General features: G+C 68.9%; 13 protein-coding genes. 6 read left to right on the top strand and 7 right to left on the bottom strand.

Features of this window, described 5'->3' with window-relative positions; all coding sequences use genetic code 11:
- The first annotated feature begins 74 nt into the window (after window positions 1-74).
- On the top strand, window positions 75-641 hold the full coding sequence (gene dcd / locus QY307_06715) for a dCTP deaminase (protein WKZ81792.1): 567 nt from the start codon (window positions 75-77) through the stop codon (window positions 639-641).
- 143 nt (window positions 642-784) lie between these two features.
- Window positions 785-1,459, top strand: coding sequence for an alpha/beta fold hydrolase (locus QY307_06720; protein WKZ81793.1), 675 nt, complete (start codon window positions 785-787; stop codon window positions 1,457-1,459).
- Between the two features lie 17 nt (window positions 1,460-1,476).
- On the opposite strand, the gene QY307_06725 is transcribed toward QY307_06720, so the two are convergent.
- Window positions 1,477-2,478, bottom strand: a complete 1,002-nt coding sequence (locus tag QY307_06725) for a TIGR03842 family LLM class F420-dependent oxidoreductase (protein ID WKZ81794.1) — start codon at window positions 2,476-2,478, stop codon at window positions 1,477-1,479.
- A 93-nt stretch (window positions 2,479-2,571) separates the two neighbouring features.
- Here QY307_06725 and QY307_06730 point away from each other — a divergent pair, with 93 nt between their 5' ends.
- On the top strand, window positions 2,572-2,865 hold the full coding sequence (locus QY307_06730) for a hypothetical protein (GenBank protein WKZ81795.1): 294 nt from the start codon (window positions 2,572-2,574) through the stop codon (window positions 2,863-2,865).
- A gap of 9 nt (window positions 2,866-2,874) precedes the next feature.
- On the opposite strand, the gene QY307_06735 is transcribed toward QY307_06730, so the two are convergent.
- Genes QY307_06735 through QY307_06745 form a run of 3 tightly spaced genes read right to left on the bottom strand, consistent with a single transcriptional unit; the run spans window position 2,875 to window position 7,365 of the window.
- The gene (locus tag QY307_06735; GenBank protein ID WKZ81796.1) at window positions 2,875-4,362 is read right to left on the bottom strand and encodes a CoA-acylating methylmalonate-semialdehyde dehydrogenase; all 1,488 of its coding nucleotides are present in this window, start codon (window positions 4,360-4,362) and stop codon (window positions 2,875-2,877) included.
- Window positions 4,363-4,407: 45 nt separating this feature from the next.
- Window positions 4,408-6,081, bottom strand: coding sequence for a GMC family oxidoreductase (locus QY307_06740; GenBank protein WKZ81797.1), 1,674 nt, complete (start codon window positions 6,079-6,081; stop codon window positions 4,408-4,410).
- A gap of 39 nt (window positions 6,082-6,120) precedes the next feature.
- Entirely contained in the window at window positions 6,121-7,365 is a 1,245-nt protein-coding gene (locus QY307_06745; GenBank protein WKZ81798.1) for a DEAD/DEAH box helicase, read from the bottom strand.
- A 212-nt stretch (window positions 7,366-7,577) separates the two neighbouring features.
- On the opposite strand from QY307_06745, the gene QY307_06750 reads away from it, so the two are divergent.
- Together QY307_06750 and QY307_06755 are read left to right on the top strand one after the other, a co-directional pair.
- Entirely contained in the window at window positions 7,578-8,114 is a 537-nt protein-coding gene (locus QY307_06750) for a lysophospholipid acyltransferase family protein (protein ID WKZ83770.1), read from the top strand.
- 48 nt (window positions 8,115-8,162) lie between these two features.
- Window positions 8,163-9,443: an MFS transporter gene (locus QY307_06755; protein WKZ81799.1), complete on the top strand. Its 1,281-nt coding sequence runs from the start codon at window positions 8,163-8,165 to the stop codon at window positions 9,441-9,443.
- Window positions 9,444-9,449: 6 nt separating this feature from the next.
- Here the strand turns inward: QY307_06755 and QY307_06760 are convergent, their stop codons facing one another.
- Window positions 9,450-9,581 (bottom strand): hypothetical protein, encoded by a 132-nt coding sequence (locus QY307_06760; GenBank protein WKZ81800.1) that lies wholly within the window; start codon window positions 9,579-9,581, stop codon window positions 9,450-9,452.
- A 50-nt stretch (window positions 9,582-9,631) separates the two neighbouring features.
- A complete protein-coding gene (locus QY307_06765; protein WKZ81801.1) occupies window positions 9,632-10,273 on the bottom strand; it encodes a class I SAM-dependent methyltransferase in 642 nt (213 codons plus the stop codon).
- Window positions 10,274-10,434: 161 nt separating this feature from the next.
- On the opposite strand from QY307_06765, the gene QY307_06770 reads away from it, so the two are divergent.
- Entirely contained in the window at window positions 10,435-11,646 is a 1,212-nt protein-coding gene (locus tag QY307_06770) for a peptidoglycan-binding domain-containing protein (GenBank protein WKZ81802.1), read from the top strand.
- 6 nt (window positions 11,647-11,652) lie between these two features.
- Here the strand turns inward: QY307_06770 and QY307_06775 are convergent, their stop codons facing one another.
- Window positions 11,653-12,672 carry a GNAT family N-acetyltransferase gene (locus QY307_06775; GenBank protein ID WKZ81803.1) on the bottom strand — a complete coding sequence of 340 codons (1,020 nt, stop codon included), beginning with the start codon at window positions 12,670-12,672 and terminating at the stop codon, window positions 11,653-11,655.
- Window positions 12,673-12,919: the final 247 nt, after the last annotated feature.

Raw genomic sequence — 12,919 nt, forward strand, 5'->3', positions numbered from 1 at the left:
TGGGAGTTCGATGAGAGAACGATGAGCGCCCCGGCGGGCCCACGGCGCCCGTTGCTGCGCCCTAACCTCCCGGCATGATCCTCTCGGACGTCTCCATCCGGGCGGCGGTCGAGCTGGGCAGGATCGCCATCGACCCGTTCGACCCGGCGATGGTGCAGCCGTCCAGCATCGACGTGCGCATCGACCGCTACTACCGGGTCTTCCAGAACCACCGATACGCCTTCATCGATCCCAAACAGCCGCAGCCCGACCTCACAGCGAAAGTGGAGACCGAGGTCGACCACCCCTTCGTGCTCCACCCGGGCGAGTTCGTGCTCGGCTCGACCCTGGAGGTGGTCGCCCTCGGCGACGACATCGTCGCCCGGCTCGAAGGGAAGTCGTCGCTGGGACGCCTTGGCCTGCTGATCCACTCCACGGCGGGGTTCGTCGACCCCGGCTTCGAGGGACACCTGACGCTGGAGCTCTCCAACGTGGCCACGCTGCCCATCGCCATCTACCCCGGGATGAAGATCGGGCAGCTCTCCTTCTACGAGCTCACCACCCCCGCCGAGCACCCGTACGGCAGTCGACAGGCAGGATCCAAGTACCAGCAGCAGCGCGGTCCCACACCGAGCCGGGCGCATCAGGACTTCGACGCGTGACGGCCACCTCGCCGGCGGGTCGACGGCCGGGAGCCGTGGACCTCGAAGTGATCTCGGCTGCACCCGCGGGGCCAACCCGGCCACATCCCCTGTTGTTCGTCCACGGGGCCTGGCACGCAGCCTGGTGTTGGCAGGACCACTTCATGCCCTGGTTCGCCGCCAGGGGATGGGAATGCCACGCCGTGAGTCTTCGCGGCCACGGAGGATCGCCGAATCCCAGCTCCCTGCGCCGCACCCGCATCCGCCACTACGCAGGAGATCTCACCGAGGTGATCGATTCGCTGCCGGTACCCCCGATCGTTGTCGCACATTCGATGGGCGCCCTGGTGGCACAGCGGGCACTGGAGGGTCGGCGACTCCCCGGGCTCGTGCTGGTGGCGCCGGTCCCGCTCGGCGGTGTGTGGAGGACCACCCTGCGGGTGATCCGGCGCCATCCCTGGAAGTTCCTCAAGGCGAACCTCACCCTGAACCTGTGGCCGATCGTGGAGGACCGTACAGTCGCCGCCAGGCTCCTCCTCGAACCGGACACACCGGTCGAAGTCGTCGATGCCGTCTGGCGGCGGTTGCAGCCCGAGTCGTACCTGGCCTACTTGGACATGTTGCTGTTCGTGAGGGCTCGCCCGGCGCTGGTGCCGACGCCGGTGCGCCTGGTCGCCGCCGGGGAAGACCGCCTGTTCGCAGTGGGTGACGCCCGCAGGACGGCTCAGGCCTACGGGGTCGAGCCCGTGGTCGTCGAGGGTGCCGCCCACGACATGATGCTCGGCTCGTCGTGGGAGGCGGCGGCCGCCGCCGTGGAAGGTGCCCTGGAGAGCCTCTGACCGCGCGGTGGCGGTCCTCAGCCCAACGCCGGGATCACCACCGAACCGTAGGCGTCGATGGTCTCCTCCATCTGGTCGTGCATCAGGTAGACGGCGAACTGGTCGACCCCCAGGTCGCGCAGTTCCTCCATCCGCCTCACGTGCTCCTCGACGGGCCCCAGTACGCAGAAGCGGTCCACCACCTCGTCGGGCACGAAGGCGGTGGAAGGGTTCCCGGTCTTGCCGTGGTGCGAGTAGTCGTATCCCTCACGGGTGGCGATGTAGTCGGAGAGGGCCTTGGGCACCATCGTCCCGTCCGAGCCGTATCGGGCCACCAGGTCGGCGACATGGTTGCCCACCATCCCACCGAACCACCGCACCTGGTCACGCTGGTGGGCGAGGTCGTCCCCCACATAGGCCGGTGCAGCCACGCAGACCTTGACGTCGTCGGGATCGCGGCCGGCCGCCCGGGCGGCGTCCTTCACGAACTTGGATGTCCACTCCACCAGGTAGGGATCGGCCAGCTGAAGGATGAACCCGTCGCACGCCTCCCCGATCAGGGTCAGTGCCTTCGGGCCGTAGCCGGCACCCCACATGGGCAGCCTCCAGCCTTCCTCGATCCACGGAATGCGCACCACCTTGCCGTTGTACTCGACCTCCTCGCCGGCGACCAGTCGCTGGACGACGTCCATGCAGTCGCCCATCGTGGCCAGCGTGGTCGGCTTCTCGTTGATGTAGCGCAAGGCCGAGTCGCCGCGCCCCATCCCGCAGATGGTCCGGCCGTCGTACATCTCGTCGAGCGTGGCGAACAGTGAGGCGATCACCGTCCAGTCTCGGGTCCCGGGATTTGTCACCATCGGCCCGACGATCATCCGCTCGGTCTCGGCGAGCATCCGGGAGAAGATCACGAACGGCTCCTGCCACAGAACGTGAGAGTCGAAGGCCCAGCCGTACCCGAATCCGTTGGCCTCGGCGCGCCGGGTCAGCTCGAGAACCCGAGATGCCGGCGGGTTGGTCTGGAGCACTACCCCGAAGTCCATGCGATTCGCCTCCTCCATGGCCCGACACAAACCCTAGGTCTAGCAAGAAGTAGTACCTCTCGTCTAGGGTCCGGCGGGATCAGGAGGGCTCCCATGCTGTTCCACATCACCCACACCCACGAGCCGGCGCAGTGCCTGTACCGCGATCCGGAGAGGTTGGCGGCCACCTTCGGGGCCGTCCCGGCCGCAATGGAGGCCGCCGGAGCCAGGATGGTGGGATCCTGGGTGAACGGCGCCGCCCACGCCTTCTACTACGTGGTGGACGTCGACTCCCACGAGCAGCTGCTCGCCGGGCTCGACCCGATAGTGGACCGCGGACACGCCGACATCCGGCCTCTCACCGACCTGATGGCGACGGTGCGCTCCCTGCAGGATCGCCGAGGCTGACCGGCCTCGCTACTTCATCTGGGGGAACCCGAGGTTCACCCCACGGTGCGCCGGGTCGGGCCAGCGCGAGGTGATCACCTTCAGCCGGGTGTAGAAGTCGACCCCCTCCTTCCCGTACATCCGGGCCTCCCCGAACAGCGAGTTCTTCCAGCCGCCGAACGAGTAGTACGAGACCGGCACCGGGATGGGCACGTTCACCCCGACCATCCCCACCTGCACCTCGTTCTGGAACTTGCGGGCGGCCCCGCCGTCGTTGGTGAAGATGGCGACCCCGTTGGCGTAGGGGTTGTCGTCGAGGAGCTTCATGGCCTCGTCGTAGGAGCCGACCCTGACCGTGGAGAGCACCGGGCCGAAGATCTCGTCGCGGTAGATGGTCATCTCCGGGGTCACCTCGTCGAAGAGGGTTGGGCCGAGGAAGAACCCCTCCTGTTCGCCGATCAGTCCCCTGCCGTCGGCCACGAGCTTGGCACCCTCGGCGACTCCCTTCTCGATGTAGGAGGCGACGCGGTCTCGATGCTGCTCGGTGACCAGCGGGCCCATGTCCGCCCCCTCCTCCAGACCGGGGGCCACCCTGATCGACTCCATGCGCTGCATCACCCTGGGGAGGAGGTCTTCGGCGGCGTCGCCGACGGTCACCAGCACCGAGATCGCCATGCAGCGCTCCCCGGCCGAGCCGTAGGCGGCCGACACCACGGCGTCGGCGGCGAGGTCCATGTCGGCGTCGGGGAGCACGATCATGTGGTTCTTCGCCCCGCCCAGGGCGGCCACCCGCTTGCCGGCGCGGGTCCCGGTCTCGTAGACGTACCGAGCGATCGGCGTGGAACCGACGAAGGACACCGCCCCGATCCCGGGATGCTCCAGGATGCGATCCACCGCCACCTTGTCGCCGTGTACCACGTTGAGCACGCCGGGCGGTAGCCCGGCCTCCATGAACAGCTCGGCGGAGAAGTTGGCGGCCGACGGGTCCTTCTCCGACGGCTTGAGGATGAAGGTGTTGCCGCAGGCGATGGCGATGGGATACATCCACATGGGGACCATCGCCGGGAAGTTGAACGGTGTGATCCCGGCAACGACCCCGACCGGCTGCCGGATGGAGTAGGTGTCGACAGCGGTCGACACGTTCTCGCTGAACTCGCCCTTGATCAGCTGGGGGATGCCGCAGGCGAACTCGATCACCTCCAGGCCTCGCTGCACCTCCCCCTGGGCATCGGAGAACACCTTGCCGTGCTCGGACACCAGCAGCCGGGCGATGTCGTCGCGGTGCTTCTCCACGAGGTTGCGGAAGGCAAACAAGATGTTGGCCCGCTTGGACAGCGACACATCCCGCCACGACTCCCAGGCTCGGCGCGCCGAGTCGACTGCGGCGTCCACCTGGGCGACGGATGCCATGGCGACCCGCGTCTGAACGGCTCCAGTTGCCGGGTCGTAGACGTCGCCCCAACGCTCGACGGTGCCGGTGTAGGGACCGTTGTCGATCCAGTGCGTGATCTGCTTCATGTGACCTCCCGAATCACCCAGGCTACCGGAGGGCAAACCACACCATCACGGCAGGCGCAACGCTCCCGGGGCTGAGTCGGGAACCAGCGGGTTTCCCGGTGGCACCATCACCGGCCGGTACGGGTCCCCGGACGCCGGCCTGGGGTCGGGATCACCGAGGTTGGGCCAGGCCGCCATGGCCCGTTCCGCCATGGCGGTGATGGTGAGCGAGGGGTTGGCCCCCAGGTTGGCCGGGACGGCGGCACCGTCGACCACGTGCAACCCGGGATGCCCGAAGACCCTGTGATACGGATCCACCACGCCGACGTCCGGAGTCGAGCCGATGATGGCGCCCCCGATCAGGTGGGCGGTGACCGGCTTTCCCATCAGCGACTCGGTGATCGAAGCGGCGGGGTCGCCCCCCATGGCGGCAGCGGCCGCTCGGGCCGCCTCGTGGGCGACCGGAAGCCACCTGGGGTTGGGGGTGCCGTGACCTGGTCGGGACGTGACCCGGGTCCCGAACAAACCCCGCCGTGTCTCCAGCCGGATGCTGTTGTCGGCCGACTGCATCACAAGGATCACGATGCTGCGGCGCGCCCATCTGCGCACCGACAGCGACCGCATCCAGCGCAACGGGGCGCGCACGATGTGCCACAGATAGCGAAGCGGTTGCGGGCCCCGACCACCGGGGACCAGGATCGTGGCCAGCAGGCCCATCGAGCTGCTGCCCTCCGGGTAGCGCACCGGTTCGATGCGAGTTCCCGGCTCAGGGGAGAACGCCGAGGTGATGGCAACCCCCCGGGAGTGGTCCACGTCCGAAGACCGGGCAGTGGCCCCCACGATCGCCTCCGAGTTGGTTCGCACCAGGGCGCCGAGACGATCCGAGATCCGAGGCAGACGGCCCCGATCCCGGAGGCGCAGCAGGAGCCGCGTCGTGCCCAACCCGCCGGCGGCCACCACCACCTGAGAGGCGGTGAAGGTGCGGTGCCGGCGACGCAGCCAGGCGCCGGGACGGCGGGTGACCACCCGCCAGCCGCCATCCGCTTCTATCAGGTCCACCACCTGATGCTCGGCGAGCACCGTGGCGCCACCCTTCTCGGCGAGGTGCAGGTAGTTGAGGTCGAGGGTGTTCTTGGCCCGGAACCGGCAGCCCACCATGCAACCCCCGCACTGCCGGCAGCCGACTCGCTCGGGACCTGCACCGCCGAAGTAGGGGTCGGACACGGCGACGTCAGGCTCGCCGCGATGGACCCCGACACTCACGGCGTGATGGGTCTCCTCCGTACCGAAGTGCCGGGCGACGGCTGCCAAGACCCGGTCCGCCGGCGTGGTGGCGTCGGCCTCCACCGCTCCGAGCATCCGGCGCGCCTGGTCGTACCAGGGTGTCAGCTCCGCACTCCAGTCGGTGATCCCCGCCCACTGCGGGTCCTCGAAGAAGCGCTCGTCGGGCTCGATCAGCGTGTTGGCGTAGACCAGGGAGCCGCCCCCCACTCCCGATCCCGACAGCACCAGCGCCTGGCGCAGCAGGCTCATGCGCAGGATCCCCCTCAGACCGAGGCGGGGGAACCACAGGAACCGGCGCAGGTTCCAAGTGGTTCGGGCGAAGTCGTCGGGACCGAAGCGGCGGCCGGCCTCGAGCACCAGCACCCGATGGCCCTTCTCGGTGAGGCGGAGTGCGGTGACGCTCCCGCCGAACCCGGAGCCGATGACGATGACGTCGGCGTCGTGGCGGGAGGGCATCCCCGGAGGGTACCGGGGTGCGGGTTGCGGGGTCAGCCCCTAACGGCGGCCGCGGCGGGTGCGGAACCGGCGGGAGATCTCCACGTCCGACTTCTGGGTGAGCGTCACCCGGCCCGGCTCGTGCCCGGTGAGGTCGTCGAGGCGGGGATCGTTGCTGAACACCTTCACGATCTCGTAGTTGAGCCCCGAGGCCCTCTGCAGTCGCTGCACGTCCTCCACCTGGTCCCACTCCACGAGCGAAACGACCAGGCCGGTGTCACCTGCGCGAGCCGTCCGTCCCGACCGGTGCACGAACGACTTGTAGTCCTGGGGCGGGTCGTAGTGCATCACCACGTCCACGTCGTCGATGTGAAGGCCGCGGGCGGCGACGTTGGTGGCGACCACGGCGGGTAGCCGCCCCTCGGAGAAGTCGGCCAGTGTCTTCTCCCGGTCCTGCTGGCGCATGTCCCCGTGGAGGGCGCGGGCGTTCACCCCCTCCTTGCGGAGGTTCTCGGCGACCCGGTCGGCATTGTGCTTGGTGCCCACGAACACCAGGGTGCGCCCGGCACTGCCGATGATCCGCGCCGCCACCTTCGGCTTGTCCATGTGGTGCACCGCGAGGAAGCGGTGGGTCTGCTCTTCGACGATCTCTGAGCTGGCCTCTACCTCGTGGCGCACCGGGTCCTTGATGAAGGCGTTGATGAGAGAGCGCACCTCGCCGCCGAGGGTGGCGGAGAACAGCATCACCTGTCGGGGTCCCTCGATACGGCGCATGATCGCCCGCACCTGGGGAAGGAACCCCATGTCGGCCATCTGGTCGGCCTCGTCGATCACGGCGCACTCGACCTCGGCGAGCGAGACCGCCTTGCGCTCCAGGAGGTCGATCAGGCGGCCGGGCGTGGCCACCACAACGTCCGCCCCCTTGCGAATCCGGTCGATCTGCTGCCCCATGGGGGCGCCTCCGTAGACGGCGACGATGCCGAGCCCGGCGGCGGCCGCCAGAGGCTCCAGCTCCTCGGTCACCTGGGAGCACAGCTCGCGTGTGGGCACCAGAACCAGCCCGTGCGGCGATCCGGGCATCCCCCGGGAGATGCGGGTGAGCATCGGCAGTCCGAAGGCGAGGGTCTTCCCCGAGCCGGTCTGTGCCTGACCGCACACGTCGCGGCCGGCCAGGGCGTCGGGGATGGTGAGGGCCTGCACCGGGAAGGGGGATGTGATCCCCCGGGAGCGCAACACCTCCACCATGGCGGCGGGGACGCCCAGCTCGTCGAAGGTGACGGTGGGCGGTTTCGAGATCGTGGTCAAGTGATTCCTTCCAGGCAGCGGGCGCCCTCAGCGGACGCGTGCGACCCGTTGACAACGGCGGAGGTGAGGCCGCCGCAGCGGATCGCGGTCGGAAGCCAAGGGTAGCCAGACGACGGCGACAAACCAGGATCGTGCCATGATCCCGGGATCGAGGCGCCGCCGGCGCCGGGGAGAGAGGGACGGTCGGGTTGCGGCGATTCTGGAGACTGGTGATGCGGATCGGCCGCTGGGACATCGAGGGCGAGGTACCCGACATCCCGAAGATGGTCGTCATCGGCGCCCCGCACACCTCCGCCTGGGACTTCCCCATCGGGATGCTGGCGGTGCGAGCACTCGGCCTGAGGGCGCGCTATCTGGGAAAGCACACCCTGTTCCGCCGCCCCTTCGGGTGGTTCTTCAGGATGCTGGGCGGCATACCGGTAGATCGGTCGGCACCGGGCGGGCTCATCGCCCAGTCGGTGGCCGCCTTCGAAAACGCCGACGAACTGCGACTGCTGATCGCCCCCGAAGGCACCCGGAACGCTCTGCCCCATTGGAGGTCGGGTTTCTACGAGATCGCTCGCGGCTCCGGTGTGCCGGTTCTCCCCGGCGCCGTCGACGGCAAGCGAAGGCGGATCGTGATAGGCGAGCCGATCACGGTCACCGGGGACGTCGCCGCCGACATGGAGAAGATCCGCTCCTTCTACGAAGGCTTCGAGGGGATCAAGCCGGGCAGGGGTGGTTCGATCCGGCTGGCATCGGAAGCCTGACGCCAGCCCGTTTTCGGGTCTCGCCAGCGGCGTCGTAGATTCGCTGGAATGAGTCGCCGAAGAGAAGGAGCCGCTGCCGCCCGGGCCACCTTCGGGCGGACCTTCTCCTCGCTGCGCATCCCCAACTACCGCCTGTTCTTCATCGGGCAGACGGTTTCCCTCTCCGGGACCTGGATGCAGGGCATCGCCCAGTCGTGGCTGGTGCTCGAGCTGACCGGCAGCGGGACCGCACTGGGGCTGGTCTCGTCGCTGCAGTTCCTCCCCGTGCTCCTCTTCGGACCGCTTGGAGGCGTGATCGCCGACCGCTTCGACAAGCGCCGCGTGCTCTACTTCACGCAGGCGGTGGCAGCCACCCTGGCCGCCACCCTGGGGTTCCTGGTGGTCACCGACACCGTGCAGTTGTGGATGGTGTACGCCCTGGCGGCGGGACTCGGGTTCGTCTTCGTCATCGACAACCCCACCCGTCAGACATTCGTCCACGACATGGTCGGCCCGGAGAACCTGACCAACGCCGTCAGCCTCAACTCGGTGCTGGTCAACGTGGCCCGGGTGATCGGGCCGGCCGCCGCCGGGGCGCTGATCCTCACCGTCGGCCTGGCGCCGTGCTTCTTCATCAACTCGGCCTCGTACGCGGCGGCGGTCATCGCCCTGGCCCTCATGAACCCGGAACGCTTTCATCACAGCGCACGGTCGGTGAGGAGGCGCGGCCAACTGCGCGAAGGCCTCCGCTACGTCCGCGCCACCCCGGAGGTGTTGGTGCCTCTGGTGATGATGGCGGTGGTGGGGACCCTCGCCTACGAGTTCCAGGTGGTGTTGCCGCTCCTGGCCAGGTTCACCTTCGGCGGGGACGCCGGCACCTACAGCACCCTCTCCATGCTCATGGGCGTCGGAGCCGTGGTGGGAGGCCTGGCCACGGCCGCCTCCCGGCAGCGGCCGGGGACCGCCCTCGCCGGAACCGCCATCGTCTTCGGGGCGCTGCACCTGGCGGCGGCCACGATGCCGACCCTGGGCGCCACCTACGTGGCGATCGTCCTGGTGGGGGCGGCATCCATCAGGTTCCTCGCCCTGGGAAACGCCACGCTGCAGCTGGCCGCATCCCCCGAGATGCGGGGACGGGTGATGGCGTTGTGGGCGGTCGCCTTCCTCGGATCGACCCCGATCGGCGGACCTCTGATCGGCTGGATCGGGGAACAGATGGGGCCACGGTGGGCGATGGGGCTGGGCGGTGTCGCCACCCTCACCGCCGGGATCCTCGCCTACCCGGCACTGAAGCGGATCATGGGCCGGGCCGAGGAGATCGCCATCCCGCCGCCCAAGCCGCCGGGGTAGGTCCGATCAGGACCCGCGGGGGCGGGCGATGGTCACGCCGGCGTCCCAGCCGGGAGCACGCCCGCCGGCCGGAGGACGGATGTCGTCCATGGGGAACCCGGCGCGGGTGAGCAGCCACGAGATCACCGAGTTCCACATCTCGCCGGTTCGCGCCTGGTCCCGTCCCGATACGGAGGCGCAATACAGAATCAGCGCCGCTCCATCACCAGCGACTGCATGTGAAGGTGGTCGTCGCCCTCCTCCGGGAAGAACGTGTCGAAGGAGATGATGTCGAATTCCTCCCCCACCACCCGCAACAGGGTGTCGTCACTGCGAAAGCAGAAGTAGCGGGGCGGCTGGTAGAAGTCGTCCTCCGGCATCCCCTCCTCGTCGACCCCGCCCCACACCCCCAGGTACACCAGGCCGCCTGGCTGCACGACGGCGGCGACGCCGGCGAGCACCCCGGCCAGGTCGCCAGGGGGAACATGGTGGATGCAGTTCATCATCCACACCGCCCCGAAGGACTCATCGGGGAAATCGAGCCGGTACATGTCGCGCACGTGGGCCTCGAGGCCCTTTCCCCGGCACAGAGCCACCTGCCCGGGCGACAGGTCGGTGGCGACGACGTCGATACCCCGGTCGGCGAACCAGCGGCTGGTGAACCCGACCCCGGCCCCGATCTCGAGCATCCTGCTCAGGCCACGCTCACGGAGCATCCCCAGGAACTGCTCGGCGATCGGCCAGCGCCAGGACGCCTCCCCCATCTCCTCGCGCTGCGCCGCCACGGCGTCGTAAGTGGCGGCGATCGACTCCCGAAACCCGGGGGGTGGTGGGGACGGAACCAGCTTCATGGCAGGCCGAGTATGCCAGGCGGCGCCAGGTGCCCGACTCGTCGGTTCGGCCGCCGGGATGACCCGCCACCACGCCTGGAGGTCTTGTCGGGCACGCGGTGGGCAACATCGGTCGGCTGTGGATAACCTGGCGGCGAGCGGCGTACCCGATGGGAGACCACATGCGACGTTTCCTGGCACCGATCCTGGCGCTGACCCTGATCGCCGGCGCCTGTGGCGACGACGACGCCGCAACGACCACGACCACCACCGAGACCACCGTGGCCGAGACCACGACCACGGTTTCCGATACGACCACCACCACGGTGGGCGAGACCACCACCACTTCGAGCACCCTGCCCGCCTCGCCGATTCTGGCGAGCCAGGGCGACGAGAACGACACGGTGGCCACCATCCAGTTCCTCCTCGACTGTCTCGGGTACGGTGACCTCACCATCGACGGCGAGTTCGGAGCGGCGACCACCGCCGCCGTGAAGAAGGCCCAGGAGGCCCTGGGCCTGGAGGCCACTGGGAACCCCACCGAGGACCTGTTCGCCGTCCTGTGGCGAACCTGCACCCAGGCCCGCATCATCGACCCGGGCGACGATCCGGTCACCGTGATCGGGTACGCCGACCCCGGGGCCCCCGAGGTGTTCCCGATCCCGCTCATCTTCGGGAGCACCCTCACCGTGCAGGTGATCTCGGGTGAGGGCTTGCTGCTCCTGGTCAAGACCGACGACGGCACCCCGCTGGCGACGGTCGACGGCACCTCGTTCCCGGTCCCGGCCAGCGGCGACTACACCATCGAGGTCGGCACCGAGGGCGAGCCGGGGATGTTCACCCTCGAGGTGGGAGTGACCTCCGGGGAGGGCGCCGGTGACTGGATCATCACCACCGACGGCGTGTCTTACAAGGGGACCAAGTTCCCACTGGGCACCGCCGCCGGACCGATGATCACCAAGATCTTCGAGGTACTCGGCCACGGGGTGCGCAGTGACTTCGGCGAGTTCGACACCGGATGGGACGATCCGGCCCAGCCCGGGTTCCGCGGGATCCTCATCGAGGGGATGGCATTCCTGTTCTTCGGGCCCACGCCCGCCGACCCGGGCATCCCGGAGACTTTCGGCAGGTTCCGCTACGTGGGGCCGTCGTTCGACAAGGACGGGAACCCGCGGCCTGCGGGGTGGGTGCAGACCCTCTCCGGGATCACCGTGGGCAACACCCTGGCCGACCTGAAGGAGACCTACGGCAGCAGCGTCAAGCCGGGGAGCGACACGGTCGGGCACTACTACCGCTACGCCTCCTCGGGCAAGGAGGTCTGCTTCTACTTCGGCAAGACCGCCCCCACCGACGCCACCCAGATCGTCGAGATCTCCACTCAGTGCCGGGGGTAGGCCGACCTACCCGGCCTGTTCCTGCAGGGATCGCGTGGCCAGGTCGACTCCGGGCCGGAGTTCCTTCTCGCACGCCGCCGCCCGAAAGGTCTCGACCATCCCCACCGACTCGTACAGCCGGGTGGCGCCGGTGAGGCTCTGGGCGTCCACGTCGAGCGCCACTGCGGTCTTTCCCCGCCGGGCGAGCTCGGCGAAACAGGTCTCCAACAACACCCGGCCCAGGCGGCGACCCCGCCACGGGCGGGTGACGCCCAGGCTGGACACATAGCCCACCGACGGGTCGCCCTCGTGTTCGCCGTACGCCCAGCAGTGGGCCACGATCTCGCCTCCCGAGTAGGCGTTCCACCACAGTGCCGGATCGAACCCGGGCCGTCCCATGGTCATGCGGAATCTCTCCATGCCCACCTCCAGAGGCATCTCGACGAACCCGTAGTGATCCCGGAAGCACTCCCGCTTGGCCAGGTAGGCGGCTTCGTCGTCCACGCCCGGGGTGAAGGTCCGCAACTCCACTCCCTCGGGAGGCTGCGGTGCCACCATGCCCGCCCCGAGCGGTCGCTCCATCTTGAGGCCGTAACGCACCGTCTCGAACCCGGCGGCGGTGAGCAGCGACACCGAGGGGGCGTGTCCGGCGTCGCAGAACGCACCGAGCACCACCCGGGCGTCCTCCGGGGCCTCGCCCAGGCGCTCGCCCGCACGGCCCTCCACCCACTCGACCAGGACGGACCCGATGCCCTGTCCGGTGTGCTCCGGCATCACCGCCCCGAAGGCCTCGGGGGCGACGTGGGGAGGCGTGCTGGAGAGGAACTCCATCCCCGCCAGGTCTCCCGACCCGGACCGGACCAGCATGACGTCGCGCTCCAGGTCGATATGGCCGGCACGAAGGAACCCGGCGAGGTCTTCGGCGCTCACCAGCGCCCGACCCGACTGCGCCACCTGGGTGCGCACGAACTGCTCCGCCATCTCGCCCACCACGTCGGGCTGGGCCGGGGCCACCAGGTACCCGGCGGGAAGTGTGGAACTGGACACAGAGATCTCCTTGTTGGATATGTCTATCAGTATTGAGATTAATAGAGATCGAGCAGAGTGTCCAGATCGAGGCGGCCCCGGCGTTCGGATGAAGGCGAGACTCACCGGTGCGTGATGGCCCGGGGTAGTGCCAGTGCGGCGCCGACTACGACCTCGAGTCGGGTGCCGCCGGCGAATTGCGCTCATGCGGACGGGCCTGCGGCGTGTCCGGGAGCGGGGCGACGGCTGCTTGCGCGGATGGAGCCAT

Source organism: Acidimicrobiia bacterium (assembly GCA_030584185.1).
Classification (GTDB): domain Bacteria; phylum Actinomycetota; class Acidimicrobiia; order Spongiisociales; family UBA11373.

Coding starts and splice junctions, on each gene's coding strand:
- QY307_06770 (WKZ81802.1), top strand. CDS start 10,435: ATGCGACGTTTCCTGGCACCGATCCTGGCGCTGACCCTGATCGCCGGC.
- QY307_06720 (WKZ81793.1), top strand. CDS start 785: ATGCCCTGGTTCGCCGCCAGGGGATGGGAATGCCACGCCGTGAGTCTT.
- QY307_06730 (WKZ81795.1), top strand. CDS start 2,572: ATGCTGTTCCACATCACCCACACCCACGAGCCGGCGCAGTGCCTGTAC.
- QY307_06750 (WKZ83770.1), top strand. CDS start 7,578: ATGCGGATCGGCCGCTGGGACATCGAGGGCGAGGTACCCGACATCCCG.
- QY307_06765 (WKZ81801.1), bottom strand. CDS start 10,273: ATGAAGCTGGTTCCGTCCCCACCACCCCCCGGGTTTCGGGAGTCGATC.
- QY307_06735 (WKZ81796.1), bottom strand. CDS start 4,362: ATGAAGCAGATCACGCACTGGATCGACAACGGTCCCTACACCGGCACC.
- dcd (WKZ81792.1), top strand. CDS start 75: ATGATCCTCTCGGACGTCTCCATCCGGGCGGCGGTCGAGCTGGGCAGG.
- QY307_06755 (WKZ81799.1), top strand. CDS start 8,163: ATGAGTCGCCGAAGAGAAGGAGCCGCTGCCGCCCGGGCCACCTTCGGG.
- QY307_06760 (WKZ81800.1), bottom strand. CDS start 9,581: ATGTGGAACTCGGTGATCTCGTGGCTGCTCACCCGCGCCGGGTTCCCC.
- QY307_06740 (WKZ81797.1), bottom strand. CDS start 6,081: ATGCCCTCCCGCCACGACGCCGACGTCATCGTCATCGGCTCCGGGTTC.
- QY307_06725 (WKZ81794.1), bottom strand. CDS start 2,478: ATGGACTTCGGGGTAGTGCTCCAGACCAACCCGCCGGCATCTCGGGTT.